Consider the following 20,837-nt stretch of genomic DNA (forward strand, 5'->3'; position numbering starts at 1 on the left):
GGGTTGCCCCCTGGGGGGGGGTGGTTGGGGGGGGTCCCCCCATAGCCCCCCCCGCCGGGGCCCGGGGGCGGGGGGGGGGGGGGTTTTTTCCGCCGGCCCGGGCACCGCCAACGGTTCTACTTCTTGGTCTTGGCGGCCTTGGGCGTCACCAGCCGGCTGCCGCTCCAGTCCTTGCCGACACTGACGCTCTTGGATGCCGACAGACCTGCCGTGGTCGCGGCTTCAGAGATGTCGCTGGGCTCCACGTAGCCGTCACGGCCGGTCTTCGGCGTCAGCAACAGGATCGAGCCGCCCTCTTCGATGTACGTGGTGGCATCCACCAGCGCATCCGTCAGGTCGCCGTCCTCGTCGCGGAACCACAGCACCGCGGCATCGGCGACGTCGTCGTAGTCCTCGTCCACGAGCTCAGTGCCGGTGACTGACTCAATGGCCTCGCGGAGTTCCTGGTCTACGTCGTCGTCGTAGCCGATCTCCTGGACCACCTGCTCGGGCTGGAACCCCAGCCTCTCGGCAAGGGTCCGTTCCTCCGCGTGGTCCGCGGTCGCGCTCACGGGTTGCCTCCTGATCATGTTTTGGGAATAACTCAGCCACGCGCGTGCGCGAAGCATTGGCCGTAGTCCACACGGGCGGGACGGATCGCGCAAGTACCCGGCCGTTCAGACCGCCGAAACGGTGACGATCCTGAACGTGTCACCGCAACTCCAGGCACACCATCATCGTCTCAGGGTGACGGGCACCACACCAATCTGCCCCCTTTGTGCGTTTGGGAACCATCGGTGGGCACTCGACCGTTCATCAAGCCTCGGTTACCCCACAGTAGAGATGACGTTTGGCGTACCTAGGTACACGATGGGGAGCGGTACAGACGCCCAGAAACCCCAGAAACACAGCCCTCTGACAGGTAAGGAACAGCGTGGCTTCCGGTTCAGATCGCAACCCGATCATCATTGGCGGCCTTCCGAGTCAGGTTCCTGACTTCGATCCCGAGGAGACGCAGGAGTGGCTCGACTCGCTCGACGCCGCCGTGGACGAGCGCGGCCGTGAGCGGGCCCGCTATCTGATGCTGCGGCTGATCGAGCGGGCCCGCGAGAAGCGCGTGGCCGTGCCCGAGATGCGCAGCACGGACTACGTCAACACGATCGCCACCAAGGACGAGCCGTTCTTCCCGGGCAACGAGGAGATCGAGCGCAAGATCCTCAACGCGACCCGGTGGAACGCCGCGGTCATGGTGTCCCGGGCCCAGCGCCCCGGCATCGGCGTCGGCGGCCACATCGCGACGTTCGCCTCCTCCGCCTCGCTCTACGACGTGGGCTTCAACCACTTCTTCCGCGGCAAGGACGAGGGCGACGGCGGCGACCAGGTCTTCTTCCAGGGTCACGCCTCCCCGGGCATCTACGCGCGCGCGTTCCTGCTGGACCGCCTCAGCGAGCAGAACCTGGACGCGTTCCGCCAGGAGAAGTCGAAGGCGCCGTACGGCCTGTCGAGCTACCCGCATCCGCGGCTGATGCCGGACTTCTGGGAGTTCCCGACCGTGTCGATGGGCCTCGGCCCGATCGGCGCGATCTACCAGGCGCGGATGAACCGCTACATGGAGGCGCGCGGTATCGCGGACACCTCCAGGTCGCAGGTGTGGGCGTTCCTCGGCGACGGCGAGATGGACGAGCCGGAGTCGCTGGGCCAGCTGTCCATCGCCGCCCGCGAGGGCCTGGACAACCTCACCTTCGTCGTGAACTGCAACCTGCAGCGCCTCGACGGGCCGGTCCGGGGCAACGGCAAGGTCATCCAGGAGCTGGAGTCGATCTTCCGCGGCGCCGGCTGGAACGTGATCAAGCTCATCTGGGACCGCTCCTGGGACCCGCTGCTCGCGCAGGACCGCGACGGCGTCCTGGTCAACCGGATGAACACCACGCCGGACGGCCAGTTCCAGACGTACGCCACCGAGACCGGCGCGTACATCCGCGACCACTTCTTCGGTGACGACCAGCGGCTGCGCGCGATGGTCGAGGGCATGACCGACGACCAGATCCTGCACCTGGGCCGTGGCGGTCACGACCACCGGAAGGTCTTCGCGGCGTTCTCGGCGGCCAAGGCGCACAAGGGCCAGCCGACGGTGATCCTGGCCAAGACGATCAAGGGCTGGACGCTCGGTCCCAACTTCGAGGGCCGCAACGCCACGCACCAGATGAAGAAGCTGACGGTCGACGACCTCAAGCGCTTCCGCGACCGGCTGCACCTGCCGATCGCCGACAAGGACCTGGAGAGCGGGGTGCCGCCGTACTACCACCCGGGGCGGGACTCCGAGGAGATCCAGTACATGCACGACCGCCGCAAGGGGCTCGGCGGTTACGTCCCCACGCGCGTGGTGCGCTCCGAGCCGCTGGCGCTGCCGGGCGACAAGACGTACGCGACCGTGAAGAAGGGGACGGGCCAGCAGTCGATCGCGACGACGATGGCCTTTGTCCGCCTCCTCAAGGACCTCATGCGGGACAAGGAGATCGGCAAGCGGTTCGTGCTGATCGCGCCGGACGAATACCGCACGTTCGGCATGGACTCGTTCTTCCCGAGCGCGAAGATCTACAACCCGCTGGGCCAGCAGTACGAGTCGGTCGACCGCGATCTGCTGCTCGCGTACAAGGAGTCGCCGCAGGGCCAGATGCTGCACGACGGCATCTCGGAGGCCGGCTGCACGGCGTCGCTGATCGCGGCGGGTTCGGCGTACGCGACACACGGCGAACCGCTGATCCCCGTCTACGTCTTCTACTCGATGTTCGGTTTCCAGCGCACCGGCGACCAGTTCTGGCAGATGGCGGACCAGCTGGCGCGCGGTTTCGTCCTGGGCGCGACCGCCGGCCGCACGACCCTTACCGGTGAGGGCCTCCAGCACGCCGACGGCCACTCGCAGCTGCTCGCCTCGACGAACCCGGGCTGTGTGGCGTACGACCCGGCGTACGCGTTCGAGATCGCGCACATCGTGCAGGACGGGCTGCGCAGGATGTACGGCGGTTCGGCCGAGCACCCGCACGGCGAGGACGTCTTCTACTACCTCACCGTCTACAACGAGCCGATCCAGCACCCGGCCGAGCCGGAGAACGTGGACGTCGAGGGCATCCTCAAGGGCGTGTACCGCCTGAGCGAGGGCACACAAGGCTCGATCCCCGCCCAGATCATGGCCTCCGGTGTGGCCGTCCCCTGGGCCGTGGAGGCGCAGAAGATCCTCGCCGAGGAGTGGAACGTCAAGGCCGACGTCTGGTCGGCGACCTCCTGGAACGAGCTGCGGCGCGAGGCCGTGGAGTGCGAGCAGCACAACCTGCTGCACCCGGAGGAGGAGCAGCGGGTGCCGTATGTGACGCGCAAGCTGGGCGGGGCCGAGGGTCCGTTCGTGGCCGTCTCCGACTGGATGCGGTCGGTGCCGGACCAGATCGCCCGCTGGGTGCCGGGCACCTACCAGTCACTGGGCGCCGACGGCTTCGGCTTCGCCGACACCCGCGGTGCGGCCCGCCGCTTCTTCCACATCGACGCGCAGTCGATCGTGGTGGCGGTGCTGACCGAGCTGGCGAGGGAGGGGAAGGTCGACCGGTCGGCGCTGAAGCAGGCGATCGACCGCTACCAGCTCCTCGACGTCTCGGCGGCGGACCCGGGTGCCGCGGGAGGCGACGCTTAGCCCTCAGCTCGGCGTCAACGGCTGGAAGGGGTGGTGTGCCCGTGGGTGACCTGCGGAATACACCGCCCCTTCACATTTCCTACGATGCGCCCATGAAGCAAGCGGTGGCGCAAGCGCGTTGGGAACGGCATACCCAGCGGCCCCTGTTCGGTCTGGCCCTGGCGTTCGCCGTGGCCTATGCCGTGCCGATCGTCGACCCCGACGCGAGCCATGACGTGGTGTCCGCGTGCCTCGCGGTGGAGTGGGTGGTGTGGGGCGCGTTCGCGCTGGACTACATCGTCCGGCTGGCCCTCGCCGACCGGCGCATCGCGTTCGTCCGGGAGCACTGGCTCGACCTGTGCGCGGTGGTGCTGCCGCTGATCCAGCCGCTACGGCTGCTGCGGCTGGTGTCCACGCTGCTGCTCGTCGGGCAGCGGGCGCGGATGGCGTCGCAGGTCAGGCTCACGACGTATGTCGCCGGGTCGGTGGTCGGGCTGCTGATGTTCGGGTCGCTGGCGGTGCTCTCGGTGGAGCGGGACTCCCCCAACGGGAACATCAAGACGCTGGGTGACGCTGTGTGGTGGTCGTTCACGACGATGACGACCGTGGGCTACGGCGATCATGCTCCGACCACGGGGGTGGGGCGGATGCTCGCGGTGGGGCTGATGCTGTCCGGTATCGCCCTGCTGGGTGTGGTCACCGCGAACATCGCCGCCTGGTTCATCGCCCGCTTCGAGATGGACGACGTGGAGGAACGCCGCCAGACGGAGGCGATACGCATCCTCACGGAGGAGGTCCGGGCGCTGCGGGCGGAGGTCGCCGCCCTGTCGGGCGACCGGGTGGGTGACGAGCAGGTGCGTCAGCCGGTTTCCCGCCCTGGGGTTGCTCCCGGGCCCTAGAACAAGCCGTTAGAACAAGCCGTTGCCCGGTGTTGTCGTACCCGCCAGCCAGATGATGGCCAGCAGGGTGTCTATCGCCCCCAGGACCACGGCGATCAAGGCCGGGGCGGGGCGGGCTCCTGACCAGGTGCGGCCCATGGCCAGCCAGCCGCAGACGATTGCCACCGGGCCGAGGATGATGCCCAGTACGAAAAAACCGGCGATCGCGCAGATGGCTCCGATAATCCCCAGCGTCGCGCGATCCGGCCCGGTCCGTGACCACGTCCGGCCACGTGAGCGGGGGTGCCTGCGCGTTCCGTGTCCGAAGCCCGCCATCGTCAACTCCCTGAATCGGCGTTCGACTTGGCGAGTACCCACGGTGCGCTTGTCATGCCTGCGGGCCGGGCCGTCGGCGCGCCATCCCCCTCCGGCGGCGCGCCGCAGGCCCCGGCTTGACCCACTGTGACCTGCGGCGCAGCCGCGACGGGAGGGATCTTCGGCGTTGTCACCCTGATAGGGGAACCCGGCCTGAAACCCGGCCCGAGACCCCTCCCGCGGCAGTCTCGAACCCGGCGCGTCAGATGTGCGCGGCGCCCGCGCCCGCCTCCGCGTTCTCGCCCCGCTTCGTCAGGAACGCGACCGCGACGGCCACGACCGCCACCCCCGCGGCGACGAGGGACGCGAGGCTCATCCCCGAGATGAACGTGTCGTGCGCCACGTCCGTGATCTTCGCGGCGATCTGCTCCGGCGTACCCGGCGCCAGCGGTGCCACGCCCACCTGGACGGCCTCCGAAGCCTGGGCCTCCTGGGCCGCCGTCAGCGGCGGGAGTCCCGCGTCCGTCCAGTTGCCGGCGAGGTCGCTGTCGACCTTGGAGGCCATGACGGCGCCCAGCACAGCCGTACCGAGGCTGCCGCCGATCTGCATCGCGGCCTGCTGAAGACCACCGGCGACACCGGAGAGCTCCATGGGCGCGTTGCCGACGATGACCTCCGTGGCACCGACCATGACCGGCGCGAGGCCGAGGCCGAGCAGGGCGAACCAGAGCGACATGATGCCGCTGCCGGTGTCCGTCTGAAGCGTGGACATGCCGTACATGGCGATCGCGGTGGCCGCCATGCCGCCCGCCAGCGGAACACGCGGGCCCAGCTTGGTGATCATCGCGCCCGCGAGCGGGGAGCCGACGATCATCATGCCGGTGAGGGGCAGGAGGTGCAGACCCGCGTCGATCGGGCTCATGCCATGGACGTTCTGCAGGTAGAACGTCACGAAGAACAGGCCGCCCATGAACGCGATGGCCATCAGGACCATCAGGACGACGCCCGCCGACAGCGGCACCGAGCGGAACAGCGCCAGCGGGATCAGCGGCTCCTTGACCTTCGTCTCCCAGAAGGCGAAGAGCGCGAAGCCCAGCACCGACCCGGCTATGAACAGCCACGTCTTGCCGTCGCCCCAGCCCCACTCAGGAGCCTTGATCAGCGCCCAGACCAGGCAGAACATCGCGGACGACAGCAGGGCGATGCCCAGGATGTCGAAGGAGCGCGGGGCGTTCTCCGCGCGGTGGTCGAGCAGGATCACGACGCCGAGGACGACGGCGATGATGCCGACCGGCACGTTGATGAAGAACACCGACTGCCAGTTGACGTGCTCGACCAGGACACCGCCGAGGATCGGGCCGCCGGCGGTGGACGCGCCGATGACCATGCCCCAGATACCGATGGCCATGTTGAGCTTCTCGGCCGGGAAGGTCGCCCGCAGCAGGCCGAGCGCGGCCGGCATCAGCAGGGCGCCGAACAGGCCCTGGAAGACACGGAAGACGACGACCGCGCCGATGCTGCTGGACAGGCCGATCGCACCGGAGGCGGCCGCGAAACCGACCACGCCGATCAGGAAGGTCTGGCGGTGCCCGAAGCGGTCGCCGAGCTTGCCGGCGGTGATCAGCGCGACCGCGAGGGCGAGGAAGTAGCCGTTGGTGATCCACTGGACCTCGGCGAAGGTGGCGCCCAGGTCCTTCTGGATGGCCGGGTTGGCGATGGCCACGATGGTGCCGTCGAGGGCCACCATCATGACCCCCACTGCGACGGTGATGAGGGTGAACCAAGGGTGGCCGCGCAGCCCCTTGGCCGGCGTCGCGTCCGACGGAGCTGCCGGTGCCTTGCCCCCCGACCCCGTCGTTTCGATGGTGGTCTGACTAGTCATGCGTTCGAGGCTAATGACAGCCGCTGACAATTGACAAACCAATTCACAAGTCGGTAACTGACACCTATGGAAACGCTGCGCGAACGCAAGAAACAGCGCACCCGGGAAGCGCTGCTGCGGACCGCGCTGGAGCTCTTCACCACCCAGGGCTACGAGCACACCACCGTCGATGACATCGCCGACGCGGTCGACGTCTCGCAGCGCACCTTCTTCCGTTACTTCGCCGGCAAGGAGGAGGCCGCCCTCGCGGTGCAGGAGATCACGGTCACGCACTTCCTGGAGGCGGTGCGCGAACGCCCGCCGCACGAGGCTCCGATGCAGGCGCTGCGACAGGCCGTCCTGGAGGGCTGGGACACGCTCAACGAGGTGGTCGAGGCCGTCGTACCGATCGAGCTGTACCTGCGCATGTACCAGGTGATCGAGTCGACGCCGGTCCTGCTCGCCGCCCATCTGCGGCGTTCGGTGGAGATCGAGGAGGCGATCGCGCGGATCCTCGCCGAGCGCGAGGGCGTCGACCTCGACACCGATCCGCGGCCACGGCTGGCGGTCGCCGTCTTCGGCGGGGTGATGCGGCTGACGGAGCGTCAGTGGAGCACGGGCGAGGACTTCAGCCTGGACGCCATGCGGGCACTGACCGTCTCACATCTCGAACAGGTGGGCCCCGCACTCAGCGAGAGCTGGCGAACACACTGAGGTCACCGGCGCGTTCACACCACCTTGATCGAAACGTGATACCCGTCACTTGGTTAACGCGAGACCCTCTCGTTCTCCTAGTGTGTCCTCCCAGTGACTTCCTTCGACACGTCCCCGCAACTGAACGTCTGGCGCGCCCTGCTCGCACTGGCCGTGGTGTTCGTGATGCTGGCGACCACCGGCTGGACCGCTCTGCGCAACCACCGGAGCGCCGCACCACTGCAGGCCTCGCTCAGCGCCTGGGAGCACGGCAGCATCGCCGGACACCGGCTGCCGACCGCCGACTCCACCCCCACCCGACTCGCCCGTTTCTTCGCCTCGCTCACCGACGAGCAGCGCGGCAGCCTCGCGCACCGCTATCCGCTCGCGGTCGGCAACATGAACGGCGCCCCGGTCGAGCTGCGCTACCGCGCCAACCGCGTCGCGCTCGACGAGGCGCGCGAGGTCGAGCGCAAACGCATGCACGACAAGCGGCTCACGCTCGACGGGCAGCGTGAGGCGGGCCGCCGTATGCATCGCTTCGAGGCGATGATGCAGGCGGACCGGCACATCCTCGCCTTCGACCCGGAGGGCCCGGGGCGCGCCGCGGAGGTGTTCGGCGATCTGGCGAAGGCCGAGCGGATCTCGGTCGTCGTCCCCGGCGTCGACACCGACCTGCTCACCTTCCAGCGCACCAACCGCAGGTACTCCGCGCCGGTCGGCATGGCCCAGTCCCTGTACGAGGCCGAGCGCACGGTGAGCCCTGCCACGCGTACGGCAGTGATCGCCTGGGCCGACTACACCACGCCGAACGGCCTGGGCATCGACTCGGCGACGGCGATGCGGGCGGAGTCCGGCGCGGTACGTCTGAACGCGCTGGTGCGGGCGCTGCCCGGGGGTTCGCCGATCTCGCTGTTCTGCCACAGCTACGGCTCGGTGCTGTGCGGTGTGGCCGCGCGCACACTGCCCGGGCGGGTGGCCGACATAGCGGTGGCGGGCAGCCCCGGTATGCGGGTCGCGAAGGCCTCGCAGCTGCGTACGTCCGCGCGGGTGTGGGCGATGCGGGACGCCGACGACTGGGTGCAGGACGTGCCGTACATGGAGGTCGGCGGGCTGGGGCACGGGGAGGACCCGGTGTCTTCGGTGTTCGGTGCGCGGGTGATCTCCGCGCGGGAGGCGAAGGGGCACGGCGGCTATTTCGAGCCGGGTACGGACAGCGTGCTGAACTTCGCCGAGATCGGAGTCGGCGCGTACGGGTCGGTGCGGTGTGCCGACGATGCCGAGGCCTGTCGGGCGGGTTTGTCCGACACGGCGTCGGCCGGACGCGCGTAGAAGCGCAGGAACTGCGGTCTGCGCGGGGTGGCGACGGAGGAGCGCGTGCCGCATACGATGAGCCGCATGGGTGACGTACTGGCCGGATTTCATGCCGCCTGGGAGTTCGAGTCCGACTCCGTGCTCATCCGTTACGAACGGGGGATTCGAACACCTAAGCTCTTCCAGGCGCTTGGAGAACGACGTGTTCCGCTGGACGCGATCGCCGGGGTGACACTGACGCCGGGCAAGCGCGGGACGGTGGCGCTGCGCATGGAGCCGCGTCCCGGTGCCGATCCGTTGATGGAGGCGGCGGCCGGGCAGTTGAAGGAATCGGGGGATCCGTACCGGCTGGTGCTGCCGGCCGAGCGGGAGACGCTGGCCGAGTACTACCACGACGAGTTGCGGGCACAGCTGAAGGAGTCCGAACCGGCGGAGGAGTTCCTCGTGGCCGCGCCCGAGGTGCCGTTGCAGTTCAAGGCGTATGACGGGAAGGCGTCCTTCGACGGGAACAGCGTCCGGTTTCGATGGTTTTGGACCGGCGCGTCCTCGGCGAAATGGAAGGCCGGCGACCAGAGTTTCCAGGTGACCGAGCTGAGCGGGGTCGAGTGGCGGTCGCCCGAGGTGTTCGAGGGGCATCTACGACTGCTGCGGCGGGACTCCGCGGACGGTCAGCCGGCGCAGCCCGATCAGGACCCGGCCGCCGTGGTGTTCGGACTCGGCTACGGGCCGGTGCACGAGTCGCTGCCGTTCGCCGCGGCCGTCCTGGCGGCGGTTCGCAGGAGTGGGCCCGTCGCCGCGGTGCCGGCCAGTGCGCCGAGGCGCGACCCGGCCGACATCGCGGACAGGATCCGTCACTTGGGAGAGCTGCACGAGGCCGGGCTCGTGACGGACGAGGAGTTCTCGGTCAAGAAGGCCGAGTTGCTGGCCGAACTGTAGGAGTCGGCGCAGCCGCGGGAGGGGCGCCGCTCACTCCCGGCCGGCCGAGGTGAAGGTCATGTCCGTGTACCTGGTGCCCGCCACCTTCGAAGCGATCGGCTCCAGCAGGCCCAGCTCCTCCTCGGTCAGGACGATCCGCGTCGCCGCCGCGTTCTCCTCCACCCGGGTCGGCTTGCGCGTGCCCGGGATCGGCACGATCGGCAGCCCGTGCACCGTCGCCCGCTGCTGCACCCAGGCCAGCGCGATCTGCCCCGGTGTGGCCCCGTGTGCCTCGGCGACCGTGCGGATCGGGTCCAGGAGGGCGGCGTTGGCCGCCGCGTTCTCGCCCGTGAAGCGGGGCTGCTGGCGGCGGAAGTCGTCCGCCGTCAGGTCCTCGGCCTTGGCGAACGAGCCGGTGAGGAAGCCCCGGCCCAGCGGGGAGTACGGGACCAGGGTCACGCCCAGTTCCGCGGCGGCCGGGACCACCTTCGCCTCGATATCCCGGCTGAACAGGGACCACTCGGACTGGACCGCGGCTATGGGGTGCACGGCGTGGGCGGCGCGCAGTTCGGTCGCCGTGACCTCGCTCAGGCCCAGGTGCTTGACCTTGCCCTCGCGGACCAGCTCCGCCATGACGCCGACGGTCTCCTCGATGGGGATGTCCACATCGCGGCGGTGCATGTAGTAGAGGTCGATCGCATCGACGTCCAGGCGCTTGAGGCTCGCCTCGATGCACTCGCGGATGTAGGGCGGGTCGTTGCGGATGATCCGCTTCGTCGGGTCGTCCGGGTGGATCGCCAGCGCGAACTTGGTGGCGATCACCACCTCGTCGCGGTGCGCCTTGAAGAACGGCGAGAGGAACCGCTCGTTCTCGCCCGCGCCGTAGGCGTCCGCCGTGTCATACAGCGTGACGCCCAGTTCCAGCGCCCGCTCCAGGGTCGCCCTGGACTCGTCCGCGTCCGAGGGGCCGTACGCGAAGCTCATGCCCATGCAGCCGAGGCCCTGGACACCGACCTCGGGGCCGTGTGCGCCGAGTCGTGCCGTTGCGATGCTGCCGTTGGTCATCCAGCCTTCTCCGTCTTCTGCTGCTCGTACTGCTGCTGCTCGTATGTCTTGTGCTGCTCGAACGTCTTGTCCTGCTCGTACAGACGGCCCGCGTCCGCGTAGAAGCTGATCTTCCGGTCGAGCACGGCCAGCGTGTCCTGGAGTTCGGCGATCCGCGCGAGGACGTCGCGCCGGGTGGACTCCAGGAGTTCGAAACGCTCGCCGAAGGTGTGGTCGCCCTCGCGTACCAGCTCCGCGTACCGGACCATGTCGGCGACCGGCATGCCGGTCAGCCGAAGCTTGCCGACAAGGTCGAGCCAGTCCAGGTCGCGGTTGCTGTACCGGCGCTGGCCCGTGTGCGAGCGGCCGATGTGCGGCATCAGGCCGATCCGCTCGTACCAGCGCAGGGTGTGGGCCGTCAGACCGGTGAAGGCGACGACCTCACTGATGGTGTAGCTGTCCTGGCCTTCCGGCCGCCGGTGCGGGTGGGGTGGGGCGGCACAGCTGTCGGTCCTGGTACTCGTGGTCTCCATCACCGTCATGCGCTCCACGCTATGGCCTTGGAGTGCGCTCCAAGCAAGCGGAAACGGTAAGAAAACCACGGGACATGACGTGATCGCGGTGGTTAGCGTGCCGGACATGAGTCTCGTACGCCGTGCCACGACCGGGGACGCGGAGGAAGTACTGCGTCTGCGCCAGGTGATGATCGACGCGCTGCCCGGCGGGGACAGTTCCACGGACTGGCACGCGGACTCGCTGCCGGCGCTGCGGGTGAAGCTGGCGGACGCGGACGGGGACTTCGCCGCTTTCGTCGTCGACCACCCGGACCGGCCGGGGGCACTGGCGGCGCTGGTGGTCGGGACGGTCGACTACCGGATCGGGAAGGCGGGCAATCCGGGCGGACTGGCCGGGTACGTCTTCAGCGTCGCCACCGATCCGCAGGCCCGGCGTCGCGGATACGCGCGCGCGTGCATGGACGAGTTGCTGGCGTGGTTCCGCGAGCGGGGCGCCGGGCAGGTCATGCTCACCGCGTCCACGGAGGCCGAGCCGCTCTACGCCTCCCTCGGCTTCGTCCACAAGCCGGACCCCACGATGATTCTGGTGCTCTGAGCGGCTTAGGCTCACAGGCATGTCCTTGCAGAGCCTCGCACTGATCGAGAACTGGCCGGTTCCCACCGTCGCCGCGGGTGTCGTACGGGCCGACGGCACGGTCCTCGGCACCCACGGTCCCGTCGGGCACCGCTTCCCGCTCGCCTCCGTCACCAAGCCGCTGGCCGCCTACGCGGCGCTGGTCGCCTACGAGGAGGGCGCGGTCGAGCTCGACGAACCGGCCGGGCCGGCGGGGGCGACCGTACGGCACCTGCTCGCGCACACCTCGGGGCTGGCCTTCGACGAGCACCGGGTGACGGCCCCGCCCGGGGAGCGGCGGCTGTACTCCAACGCCGGGTTCGAGCAGCTCGGGGACCACATCGCGAAGGCGACGGACATCCCGTTCGCGGAGTATCTGCGGCAGGCGGTCCTTGAGCCGCTGGGCATGACGGCCACCTCGCTGGAGGGCTCCCCGGCGAAGGACGGCGTGTCGAGCGTCGAGGATCTGCTGCGGTTCGCGGCGGAGGTGCAGGCGCCGCGGCTGCTGGACCCGCGCACGGTCGCGGAAGCCATGACCGTGCAGTACCCGGGGACGAAGGGTGTGCTGCCGGGGTACGGGCACCAGAACCCCAACGACTGGGGGCTCGGCTTCGAGATCCGGGGCGGCAAGTCCCCGCACTGGACGGGCTCGTCGTCCTCGCCGCGCACCTTCGGGCACTTCGGGCAGTCGGGTACGTTCCTGTGGATCGACCCGGACGCGCGCGCGGCCTGCGTCGCGCTGACGGACCGGGCGTTCGGGCCGTGGGCGGTCGAGGCGTGGCCGGCATTCACGGACGCGGTGCGCGCCCAGCTGTAGCGGGCCCCGCCTCCAGGGTCTCGCCCTCCCCCTCGGTGTCGATGTGCGGCAGGATCCTGTCCAGCCACCGGGGCGTCCACCAGGCGTGCTTGCCCAGCAGTGTCATCACGGCGGGCACCATGAGCAGCCGTACGACGGTGGCGTCGATGAGCACACTGACGGCGAGGCCCAGGCCCAGCATCTTGACCACGATGTTGTCGCTGATGATGAAGGCCGCGAACACGCTCACCATGATCAGCGCGGCGCAGGTGATCACGCGCGCGGTGATCTCCAGGGCATGGGCGACCGAGTCCTTCGCGTCCCCGGTGCGCAGCCAGGCCTCGTGCACCCGGGACAGCAGGAAGATCTCGTAGTCCATGCTCAGCCCGAAGATGATGGCGAACATCATCATCGGCACATAGCTCTCGATGGGCACCTTGCCGTTGACGCCCAGCGCGGGCCCGCCCCAGCCCCACTGGAAGACGGCGACGACGACACCGTACGAGGCCGCGATCGACAGGACGTTGAGGACGGCCGCCTTCACGGCGACCAGCAGGCCGCGGAAGACCGCGAGGACGATCAGGAAGGCCAGGCCCACCACGACGGCGATGATCAGCGGCAGCCGTTCCGCGACGATGTTGCGGAAGTCGACCTGGGCGGCCGTGGTCCCGGTGACATAGCCCTTGGCGTCGGTGCCGGAGGCCGCGTCGGGGAGGGTGTGGTCGTAGAGCCGGTTCGTCAGGTCGGTGGTGTCCTTGTTCTGCGGGGACACCGACGAGTAGACCGTGCCGATCAGCACGTCGCCGTCCTGCGTCGGCGTCAGCGGGCTGACGAAGGAGGTCCCGGACTCGTCGTTCAGGGCCTGCTGGGTCTTCGAGCTCAGGTCGGAGCGCTGCGAGTCCGGTACGGAGGTCTGGTCGACGACGATGGTCAGCGGCCCGTTGGAGCCCGCGCCGAACGCGTCCGTCATCAGGTCGAAGGCCCGCCGGTCGGTGAAGGACGTGGGGTCGGCGCCGTCGCCGATGTGGCCGAGCTGGATGGAGAAGACCGGGATGGCCAGCACCGCGACGGTGACGAGGCCCGCGGACAGGTACCGCCACGGATGGTGCTCGACGCGCTTGGCGTAGCGGTGCCAGGTGCCCTGGGTCGTGTCGCTTCCGGCCTCGGTCTCGGCGATGGGCTTGCGCACATGCCAGCGGTCGATGTTGCGGCCGACCAGCCCCAGCATGGCCGGGACCAGGGTCAGCGCGCCCAGGACGGCCGAGACGACCGTGACGGCCGCGGCGACACCGAGTTTGCCGATGAAGCTCACCCCGGACACCCACAGTCCCATCAGGGCGACGATCACCGTGGTGCCGGAGACCAGGACCGCGCGTCCGCTGGTGGCGGCGGCATGGCCCGCGGCGCGCACCGGGTCCGCGCCGTCCATGAGGCCCTGGCGGTGCCGGGTGAGCAGGAAGAGGGCGTAGTCGATGCCGACGCCGAGGCCGATCATCGTGGCCAGGGTGGGCGAGACGGTGGCGAAGGTGAACGCGATGGCGAGCAGTCCCAGGCAGGCCAGCCCGCCGACCACCCCGATCAGCGCCGTGACCAGCGGAAGTCCGGCGGCGATCACACTGCCGAAGCCGATCAGCAGGACGATGATGGCGACGGCGAACCCGATCGCCTCGCTGATCCGGTCGTTGCCGGCGGGCCGCTCCAGCTCGCCGAGCGATCCGCCGTACTCGACGTCGACGCCGGCCTTCCGGAGCGGCTCCACGGCGTTGTCGACGCCGCCCAGGTAGCTGTCACCGAGGAGGGAGGGCTGCTCGTCGAAGCGGATGGTGATGTAGCCGGTCCTGCCGTCCGAGGACAGCGGGCCGACCTTCGAGGAGGTGGCCTGCAGCGGGTTCTGCACGGACAGCACGTGCGGCAGCTTCTGGAGGTCGGTGACGGCGGTCGACATCTGCGAGCCGACCGAGGTCAGGGACTGGTCCGCGTCGTGCATGACGATCTGGCTGCTGTAGCCGCCGGCCTGCGGATCGTGCGCCTTGAGGACGTCCAGGCCCTTCTCGGACTGCACGTCGGACAGGGCGAAGTTGTCCGAGTACTCCCCGCCGTGGATGTGGTTGAGGGCCTGGAGCGCGCCCAGCGCCACCAGCCACGCGACGATCACGATCACGAAGTGGTGGGCACACCACTCACCGAGCCGTCGCAGTCCCCCCTTCGGGGCGTCACCCCGTCCCCCTGTGGTCGTGCGTCTGGCCATGGCCTCGGCTCTTCTCTGCCGGGCGAGTCCGACACATCCATTGGACGCCTCTCGCACCACTCCGGCATCTTGAGCCCCACGCCACGCCCACGCCCCTGCGACAGGCGCTAGCCGGCCATCTCCCAGACCAGCAGCTCCGCCGCGCTCAGCCCGACCGCCTCCACGTCCTTGGCGTCCGTGATGCGCGCCGCGTCCCCGGCGCCCAACTCCTCGCCCTCCAGGAGCACTTCACCGCGCACGACATGGACGTACAGAAACGCCCCGTCCGGCACCGCCGTCCGCTCCCCCGCCGTGAGCCGCCGTACATGCAGCATCGCGCCCGCCTCCGGGACGGCGTACGGCGTGGAGTCGGCGATGCCGTGGACGATCTCGTACGCCGGGTCGCCGCCCGGCGTCAGCGGGGCCAGCCAGGTCTGGATGAAGGTCAGCGGCGTGCCGGCGTCGTTGCGTTCCACGTGCCGTACGCCGCCCGCCGAGCTGAGCCGCTGCACGTCGCCGGGGCCGACCCGGGTCTCGTGGCCCGTGGAGTCGCGGTGCGTCAGCTCGCCCTCGACCACCCACGTCACGATCTCGGTGTGGCTGTGCGGGTGCTCGTCGAAACCGGCACCGGGCGCGAGCCACTCCTCGTTGCAGGCGATCATCGCGCCGAAGCGGAGGTTGTCCGGGTCGTAGTGCGGGCCGAAGGAGAAGGCGTGGCGTGACTCGATGCCCGCCGCCGGATCGCCGCCGGGGTAGCGCCCCGCTGCGCGCCATACGTCCATCACGAGCACCACGGTAGCCCCGCCGGGGAGCTCACCAGAGCCGCACAGAAACCTCACCCGCCACCCTCCGGCACGCGTACCCGTCCCGATAAGGCAGTCTTGTCCCCGTGCCCGAACCCGAAGCCCGAAAATCCGAAGCCCCCGCGCACGACACCCACCCCCACGCCGCGACCCTGAAGCGGCTGGAGAAGTCATCCGGTTCGCTCGCCGCGCAGGCCATCGCGCGGATGGACGAGACGCTGCCGTGGTACCGGGCCATGCCCCCGGAGAACCGTTCCTGGATCGGTCTCGTCGCCCAGGCGGGTATCGCCGCCTTCACCGAGTGGTTCCGGCACCCGGACGCCCCCCAGGCCATCTCCACCGATGTCTTCGGGACCGCGCCGCGCGAGCTGACCCGCGCCATCACGCTGCGGCAGACCGTCGAGATGGTGCGCACGACGATCGAGGTCATGGAGTCGGCCATCGACGAGGTGGCGGCGCCCGGCGACGAGAGCGTGCTGCGCGAGGCGCTGCTCGTCTACGCCCGGGAGATCGCCTTCGCCACCGCCCAGGTCTATGCCCAGGCCGCCGAGGCACGCGGTGCCTGGGACGCCCGCCTGGAGTCGCTCGTGGTCAACGCCGTGCTGAGCGGCGAGGCCGACGAGGGCGCCGTGTCACGGGCGGCCGCGCTCGGCTGGAACTCGCCGGAGCATGTGTGCGTGGTGCTCGGGACCGCGCCCGACGGGGACAGCGAGCTGACCGTCGAGGCCATCCGGCGGGCCGCCCGGCACGCCAAGCTCCAGGTGCTGACCGGGGTGCTCGGGGACCGGCTGGTGGTGATCGCGGGCGGCAGCGACAATCCGATCGCCGTCGCCAAGTCGCTGATCGGGCCGTATGCCGCGGGTCCCGTGGTCGCGGGGCCCGTCGTACCGGATCTGCTGGCCGCCACCCGGTCCGCGCAGGCCGCGGCCGCCGGGCTGAAGGCGTGTTCGGCCTGGCAGGACGCCCCGCGCCCGGTGCTGGCGGACGATCTCCTTCCGGAACGCGCCATCGCCGGTGATCCCAGCGCGCGTGAGCAGTTGGTGGAGGAGATCTACAGACCACTGGAGGAGGCCGGGTCCGCTCTGCTGGAGACGCTCTCGGTCTATCTCGAACAGGCGAGCAGCCTGGAGGGCGCGGCACGGATGCTGTTCGTGCATCCCAACACCGTGCGCTACCGGCTCCGACGTGTGACAGACGTCACCGGCTGGTCGCCGTCCGATGTACGCTCCGCGTTCACCTTGCGCATCGCGCTGATCCTGGGGCGTCTGGTCGACGGCGATCTCCAGCTCTAGGCTTTTGTCGGGGGCCCACAAAACCCCCTCGTGTTCTTCGTCCTTGTCCCCACGGGCGGCTGTGGCCGTCCCCAAGAGAGAGTGTGAGAGTGCTCGTACTCGTCGCTCCCGGCCAGGGCGCCCAGACGCCCGGCTTCCTGACCCCCTGGCTCGACCTGCCCGGTATCCGCGGTGCCCTTGAGGCATGGTCGGACGCCGTGCAGCTCGACCTCGTCCGCTACGGCACCGAGGGCGACGCGGAGGAGATCCGCGACACCGCGGTGGCCCAGCCGCTGCTGGTGGCGGCCGGTCTGGCCTCCGCGTACACGCTCTTCGACGACCCGGCCGAGCTGCCCCGGAAGATCGGCGCGATCGCCGGCCACAGCGTCGGTGAGCTGACCGCCGCCGCGCTCGCCGGCGTGCTCCCCGACGAGGAGACCCTCCGGCTGGTGCGCGCCCGTGGCCTGGCGATGGCCGAGGCCGCCGCGATCACCGAGACCGGCATGTCGGCGCTGCTCGGCGGCGACCCCGAGGTGAGCGTCGCGCACCTGGAGAAGCTGGGCCTGACCCCGGCGAACATCAACGGCGCCGGCCAGATCGTGGCCGCGGGCACCATGGAGCAGCTCGCCGCGCTGAACGAGGACAAGCCCGAGGGCGTGCGCAAGGTCGTCCCGCTGAAGGTCGCGGGTGCCTTCCACACGCACCACATGGGCCCGGCCGTCGAGAAGCTCGCCGAGGCCGCCGAGGGGCTCTCCCCCGCCGACCCGAAGCTCACCTACGTCTCCAACAAGGACGGCAAGGCGGTCGCCACCGGTGCCGAGGTGCTCCAGCGCCTCGTCGGGCAGGTCGCCAACCCGGTCCGCTGGGACCGGTGCATGGAGACCTTCAAGGAGCTCGGCGTCACGGCCCTGATCGAGGTGTGCCCGGGCGGCACGCTGACCGGTCTGGCCAAGCGCGCGCTGCCGGGTGTGCAGACCCTGGCGCTGAAGACCCCCGACGACCTGGACGCTGCTCGCGAGCTCATCGCAGAGCACGCCTGACAAGGAGCCCGGAGCATGGCGAAGCTGAAGCCCAGCAAGGGCGCCCCGTACGCGCGCATCCTCGGTGTCGGCGGTTACCGTCCGACCCGGGTGGTGCCCAACGAGGTGATCCTGGAGAAGATCGACTCGTCCGACGAGTGGATCCGCTCGCGCTCCGGCATCGAGACGCGTCACTGGGCCTCCGACGAGGAGACCGTCGCCGCGATGTCGATCGAGGCGTCCGGCAAGGCGATCGCCGACGCCGGGATCTCCGCCGAGCAGATCGGCGGCGTGATCGTCTCGACCGTCTCGCACTTCAAGCAGACCCCGGCCGTCGCCACCGAGATCGCCGACAAGCTCGGCACCAACAAGGCCGCCGCCTTCGACATCTCGGCCGGCTGCGCGGGCTTCGGCTACGGTCTGACGCTCGCCAAGGGCATGATCGTCGAGGGTTCCGCCGAGTACGTCCTCGTCATCGGCGTGGAGCGGCTGAGCGACCTCACCGACCTGGAGGACCGGGCCACGGCCTTCCTGTTCGGCGACGGGGCGGGCGCGGTCGTGGTCGGCCCCTCCCAGGAACCGCACATCGGCCCGACCGTGTGGGGCTCCGAGGGCGACAAGTCCGAGACGATCAAGCAGACGGTGCCGTGGAACGAGTACCGCATCGGCGACGTCTCCAAGCTCCCGCTCGACAGCGAGGGCAATGTCAAGTTCCCTGCGATCACGCAGGAGGGCCAGGCGGTGTTCCGCTGGGCCGTGTTCGAGATGGCGAAGGTCGCCCAGCAGGCGCTGGACGCGGCCGGGATCAGCCCGGACGACCTGGACGTCTTCATCCCGCACCAGGCCAACGAGCGGATCATCGACTCGATGGTGAAGACACTCAAGCTGCCGGAGCACGTCACGGTCGCCCGTGACGTACGCACCACCGGCAACACCTCGGCCGCCTCGATCCCGCTCGCGATGGAGCGGCTTCTGGCGACCGGTGAGGCGAAGAGCGGCGACACCGCGCTAGTCATCGGATTCGGGGCGGGTCTCGTATACGCCGCCACGGTCGTTACTCTCCCCTAGGCACTCCGTGCCGGATCATGTGAGCCGGCACGGGAAACGCACCACCTGCCGCTGCCGCGGCGGGCGCCAAACCCTCTGAGATATCTACGAAGGAGCGCCAACATGGCCGCCACTCAGGAAGAGATCGTCGCCGGTCTCGCCGACATCGTGAACGAGATCGCCGGCATCCCGGTTGAGGACGTCCAGCTGGACAAGTCCTTCACCGACGACCTGGACGTCGACTCGCTGTCCATGGTCGAGGTCGTCGTCGCCGCCGAAGAGCGCTTCGACGTCAAGATCCCGGACGAGGACGTCAAGAACCTCAAGACGGTCGGCGACGCGACCGACTACATCCTCAAGCACCAGGGCTGATCCACCGATCAGGCCCCAGGGCTGACTGCCCCGCCACCCGGCGGTGGCGCCGCTGAATCCCCATTCCGTTGGAGAAAGAATTCCCGTGAGCCCGACCAATCGCACCGTGGTCGTCACCGGTATCGGCGCAACCACACCGCTGGGTGGCGACGCAGCCTCTACCTGGGAGGGCCTGATCGCCGGCAAGTCCGGCGTCAAGCCCCTTGAGCAGGAGTGGGCCGCCGAGCAGGCGGTCCGTATCGCCGCGCCGGTCGCCGTGGAGCCGACCGAGGTCATCCCGCGCCCGCAGGCCCGCCGACTGGACCGCTCGGCGCAGTTCGCGCTGATCGCCGCCCAGGAGGCCTGGAAGGACGCCGGGTTCGAGGCCAAGGCCGGCGAGGACACGAGTGTCGACCCGGACCGTCTCGGTGCCGTCATCGCCTCCGGCATCGGTGGCGTGACGACGCTGCTCGACCAGTACGACGTGCTGAAGGAGAAGGGCGTCCGCCGCGTCTCCCCGCACACCGTCCCCATGCTGATGCCGAACAGCCCCTCGGCGAACGTGGGTCTGGCCGTGGGCGCCCGTGCGGGCGTGCACACGCCGGTGTCCGCGTGCGCCTCGGGTGCCGAGGCCATCGGCTACGCCATCGAGATGATCCGTACCGGCCGTGCCGACATCGTGGTCGCCGGCGGCACGGAGGCGGCGATCCATCCGCTGCCGATCGCCGCGTTCGGCAACATGATGGCGATGTCCAAGAACAACGAGAACCCGCAGGGCGCGTCGCGTCCCTACGACGTCGCCCGGGACGGCTTCGTCCTCGGCGAGGGCGCGGGTGTCGTCGTCCTGGAGTCCGCCGAGCACGCCGCCAAGCGCGGTGCGCGGGTGTACGCCGAGGCGGTCGGGCAGGGCATCTCCGCCGACGCCCACGACATCGTGCAGCCGGAGCCGGAGGGCCGCGGCATCAGCATGGCCCTGCAGAACCTGCTGGAGCGCACCGACCTGGACCCGGCGGAGATCGTGCACGTCAACGCGCACGCCACGTCCACGCCGGCCGGTGACATCGCGGAACTCAAGGCGCTGCGCAAGGTGTTCGGCGACGATGCCGACCACATGGCGGTGTCGGCGACGAAGTCGATGACGGGTCACCTGCTGGGTGGCGCGGGTGGCGTCGAGACCGTCGCGACCGTGCTCGCCCTGTACAACCGGGTGGCGCCGCCGACCATCAACGTCGAGAACCTCGACCCCGAGGCGGAGGCCAACGCGGACGTCGTCCGCGGCGAGGCCCGCAAGCTGCCCGTCGAGGGCCGTATCGCCGCGCTGAACGACTCGTTCGGCTTCGGCGGGCACAACGTGGTGCTGGCGTTCAGGACGATCTGAGCAGCATCCCTACGTATGTGAAGAGCCCCCCCCACGAAAGGTGGGGGGGCGTGACAAGTGCGATAGCCTGTGCGAGAGCATTTGGCGGCACATGTGCGGGGGCGACACCCCCCGGGGGAGCCCCCGCCCCCGCGCGCCCCCGCCCCCCCCCCCCCCC

Annotated in this window: 19 protein-coding genes; 12 read left to right on the forward strand and 7 right to left on the reverse strand. The window is 69.7% G+C overall.

Annotated features, from left to right (window positions below):
• Nucleotides 1-116: 116 nt before the first annotated feature.
• A complete protein-coding gene (locus ACFWYS_RS08895) occupies nt 117-551 on the reverse strand; it encodes a DUF3052 domain-containing protein (protein ID WP_272115259.1) in 435 nt (144 codons plus the stop codon).
• A 362-nt stretch (nt 552-913) separates the two neighbouring features.
• Between ACFWYS_RS08895 and aceE the strand changes: the two genes are divergently transcribed.
• Together aceE and ACFWYS_RS08905 are read left to right on the forward strand one after the other, a co-directional pair.
• On the forward strand, nt 914-3,661 hold the full coding sequence (aceE, locus tag ACFWYS_RS08900) for a pyruvate dehydrogenase (acetyl-transferring), homodimeric type (protein WP_384765145.1): 2,748 nt from the start codon (nt 914-916) through the stop codon (nt 3,659-3,661).
• A 92-nt stretch (nt 3,662-3,753) separates the two neighbouring features.
• Nucleotides 3,754-4,539 (forward strand): potassium channel family protein, encoded by a 786-nt coding sequence (locus tag ACFWYS_RS08905; RefSeq protein ID WP_384765147.1) that lies wholly within the window; start codon nt 3,754-3,756, stop codon nt 4,537-4,539.
• Between the two features lie 9 nt (nt 4,540-4,548).
• On the opposite strand, the gene ACFWYS_RS08910 is transcribed toward ACFWYS_RS08905, so the two are convergent.
• Both ACFWYS_RS08910 and ACFWYS_RS08915 read right to left on the reverse strand, forming a co-directional pair.
• Nucleotides 4,549-4,854, reverse strand: a complete 306-nt coding sequence (locus tag ACFWYS_RS08910) for a small hydrophobic protein (RefSeq protein ID WP_384765148.1) — start codon at nt 4,852-4,854, stop codon at nt 4,549-4,551.
• A 241-nt stretch (nt 4,855-5,095) separates the two neighbouring features.
• Nucleotides 5,096-6,715: an MFS transporter gene (locus ACFWYS_RS08915; RefSeq protein WP_384765150.1), complete on the reverse strand. Its 1,620-nt coding sequence runs from the start codon at nt 6,713-6,715 to the stop codon at nt 5,096-5,098.
• A 66-nt stretch (nt 6,716-6,781) separates the two neighbouring features.
• Here ACFWYS_RS08915 and ACFWYS_RS08920 point away from each other — a divergent pair, with 66 nt between their 5' ends.
• From ACFWYS_RS08920 to ACFWYS_RS08930, 3 genes are all read left to right on the forward strand, one after another.
• Nucleotides 6,782-7,408, forward strand: a complete 627-nt coding sequence (locus ACFWYS_RS08920; protein ID WP_384765152.1) for a TetR family transcriptional regulator — start codon at nt 6,782-6,784, stop codon at nt 7,406-7,408.
• A 93-nt stretch (nt 7,409-7,501) separates the two neighbouring features.
• A complete protein-coding gene (locus tag ACFWYS_RS08925) occupies nt 7,502-8,719 on the forward strand; it encodes an alpha/beta hydrolase (RefSeq protein ID WP_384765153.1) in 1,218 nt (405 codons plus the stop codon).
• Between the two features lie 57 nt (nt 8,720-8,776).
• Nucleotides 8,777-9,637: a DUF4429 domain-containing protein gene (locus tag ACFWYS_RS08930; RefSeq protein WP_384765504.1), complete on the forward strand. Its 861-nt coding sequence runs from the start codon at nt 8,777-8,779 to the stop codon at nt 9,635-9,637.
• A gap of 30 nt (nt 9,638-9,667) precedes the next feature.
• Here the strand turns inward: ACFWYS_RS08930 and ACFWYS_RS08935 are convergent, their stop codons facing one another.
• Together ACFWYS_RS08935 and ACFWYS_RS08940 are read right to left on the reverse strand one after the other, a co-directional pair.
• On the reverse strand, nt 9,668-10,681 hold the full coding sequence (locus ACFWYS_RS08935) for an aldo/keto reductase (RefSeq protein ID WP_384765155.1): 1,014 nt from the start codon (nt 10,679-10,681) through the stop codon (nt 9,668-9,670).
• Nucleotides 10,678-11,202, reverse strand: coding sequence for a MerR family transcriptional regulator (locus ACFWYS_RS08940; protein WP_384765157.1), 525 nt, complete (start codon nt 11,200-11,202; stop codon nt 10,678-10,680). Before ACFWYS_RS08940 ends, ACFWYS_RS08935 begins: the two co-directional genes overlap by 4 nt.
• 97 nt (nt 11,203-11,299) lie before the next feature.
• Here ACFWYS_RS08940 and ACFWYS_RS08945 point away from each other — a divergent pair, with 97 nt between their 5' ends.
• Nucleotides 11,300-11,770 (forward strand): GNAT family N-acetyltransferase, encoded by a 471-nt coding sequence (locus tag ACFWYS_RS08945; protein ID WP_384765160.1) that lies wholly within the window; start codon nt 11,300-11,302, stop codon nt 11,768-11,770.
• Between the two features lie 19 nt (nt 11,771-11,789).
• Nucleotides 11,790-12,605 carry a serine hydrolase domain-containing protein gene (locus ACFWYS_RS08950; RefSeq protein WP_384765161.1) on the forward strand — a complete coding sequence of 272 codons (816 nt, stop codon included), beginning with the start codon at nt 11,790-11,792 and terminating at the stop codon, nt 12,603-12,605.
• Here the strand turns inward: ACFWYS_RS08950 and ACFWYS_RS08955 are convergent.
• Both ACFWYS_RS08955 and ACFWYS_RS08960 read right to left on the reverse strand, forming a co-directional pair.
• The gene (locus tag ACFWYS_RS08955; RefSeq protein ID WP_384765163.1) at nt 12,577-14,832 is read right to left on the reverse strand and encodes an MMPL family transporter; all 2,256 of its coding nucleotides are present in this window, start codon (nt 14,830-14,832) and stop codon (nt 12,577-12,579) included. The two genes, ACFWYS_RS08950 and ACFWYS_RS08955, sit on opposite strands and share 29 nt — an antisense overlap.
• A gap of 107 nt (nt 14,833-14,939) precedes the next feature.
• Nucleotides 14,940-15,593 carry a pirin family protein gene (locus ACFWYS_RS08960; protein ID WP_384765506.1) on the reverse strand — a complete coding sequence of 218 codons (654 nt, stop codon included), beginning with the start codon at nt 15,591-15,593 and terminating at the stop codon, nt 14,940-14,942.
• 107 nt (nt 15,594-15,700) lie between these two features.
• On the opposite strand from ACFWYS_RS08960, the gene fasR reads away from it, so the two are divergent.
• From fasR to fabF, 5 genes are all read left to right on the forward strand, one after another.
• Nucleotides 15,701-16,906 carry a fatty acid biosynthesis transcriptional regulator FasR gene (gene fasR, locus ACFWYS_RS08965; RefSeq protein ID WP_384765165.1) on the forward strand — a complete coding sequence of 402 codons (1,206 nt, stop codon included), beginning with the start codon at nt 15,701-15,703 and terminating at the stop codon, nt 16,904-16,906.
• An 89-nt stretch (nt 16,907-16,995) separates the two neighbouring features.
• Nucleotides 16,996-17,925, forward strand: coding sequence for an ACP S-malonyltransferase (locus ACFWYS_RS08970; RefSeq protein ID WP_384765508.1), 930 nt, complete (start codon nt 16,996-16,998; stop codon nt 17,923-17,925).
• Nucleotides 17,926-17,940: 15 nt separating this feature from the next.
• Nucleotides 17,941-18,972: a ketoacyl-ACP synthase III gene (locus ACFWYS_RS08975; RefSeq protein WP_384765167.1), complete on the forward strand. Its 1,032-nt coding sequence runs from the start codon at nt 17,941-17,943 to the stop codon at nt 18,970-18,972.
• Between the two features lie 102 nt (nt 18,973-19,074).
• Entirely contained in the window at nt 19,075-19,323 is a 249-nt protein-coding gene (locus ACFWYS_RS08980) for an acyl carrier protein (protein ID WP_004001566.1), read from the forward strand.
• An 85-nt stretch (nt 19,324-19,408) separates the two neighbouring features.
• Nucleotides 19,409-20,680, forward strand: a complete 1,272-nt coding sequence (gene fabF / locus ACFWYS_RS08985; RefSeq protein ID WP_384765169.1) for a beta-ketoacyl-ACP synthase II — start codon at nt 19,409-19,411, stop codon at nt 20,678-20,680.
• The last annotated feature ends 157 nt before the right edge of the window (nt 20,681-20,837 follow it).

The organism is Streptomyces sp. NPDC059010 (genome assembly GCF_042740355.1).
Lineage (GTDB): Bacteria > Actinomycetota > Actinomycetes > Streptomycetales > Streptomycetaceae > Streptomyces.

Coding starts and splice junctions, on each gene's coding strand:
- ACFWYS_RS08905 (WP_384765147.1), top strand. CDS start 3,754: ATGAAGCAAGCGGTGGCGCAAGCGCGTTGGGAACGGCATACCCAGCGG.
- ACFWYS_RS08910 (WP_384765148.1), bottom strand. CDS start 4,854: ATGGCGGGCTTCGGACACGGAACGCGCAGGCACCCCCGCTCACGTGGC.
- ACFWYS_RS08915 (WP_384765150.1), bottom strand. CDS start 6,715: ATGACTAGTCAGACCACCATCGAAACGACGGGGTCGGGGGGCAAGGCA.
- ACFWYS_RS08920 (WP_384765152.1), top strand. CDS start 6,782: ATGGAAACGCTGCGCGAACGCAAGAAACAGCGCACCCGGGAAGCGCTG.
- ACFWYS_RS08930 (WP_384765504.1), top strand. CDS start 8,777: ATGAGCCGCATGGGTGACGTACTGGCCGGATTTCATGCCGCCTGGGAG.
- ACFWYS_RS08935 (WP_384765155.1), bottom strand. CDS start 10,681: ATGACCAACGGCAGCATCGCAACGGCACGACTCGGCGCACACGGCCCC.
- ACFWYS_RS08940 (WP_384765157.1), bottom strand. CDS start 11,202: ATGACGGTGATGGAGACCACGAGTACCAGGACCGACAGCTGTGCCGCC.
- ACFWYS_RS08945 (WP_384765160.1), top strand. CDS start 11,300: ATGAGTCTCGTACGCCGTGCCACGACCGGGGACGCGGAGGAAGTACTG.
- ACFWYS_RS08950 (WP_384765161.1), top strand. CDS start 11,790: ATGTCCTTGCAGAGCCTCGCACTGATCGAGAACTGGCCGGTTCCCACC.
- ACFWYS_RS08955 (WP_384765163.1), bottom strand. CDS start 14,832: ATGGCCAGACGCACGACCACAGGGGGACGGGGTGACGCCCCGAAGGGG.
- ACFWYS_RS08960 (WP_384765506.1), bottom strand. CDS start 15,593: ATGGACGTATGGCGCGCAGCGGGGCGCTACCCCGGCGGCGATCCGGCG.
- ACFWYS_RS08975 (WP_384765167.1), top strand. CDS start 17,941: ATGGCGAAGCTGAAGCCCAGCAAGGGCGCCCCGTACGCGCGCATCCTC.
- ACFWYS_RS08980 (WP_004001566.1), top strand. CDS start 19,075: ATGGCCGCCACTCAGGAAGAGATCGTCGCCGGTCTCGCCGACATCGTG.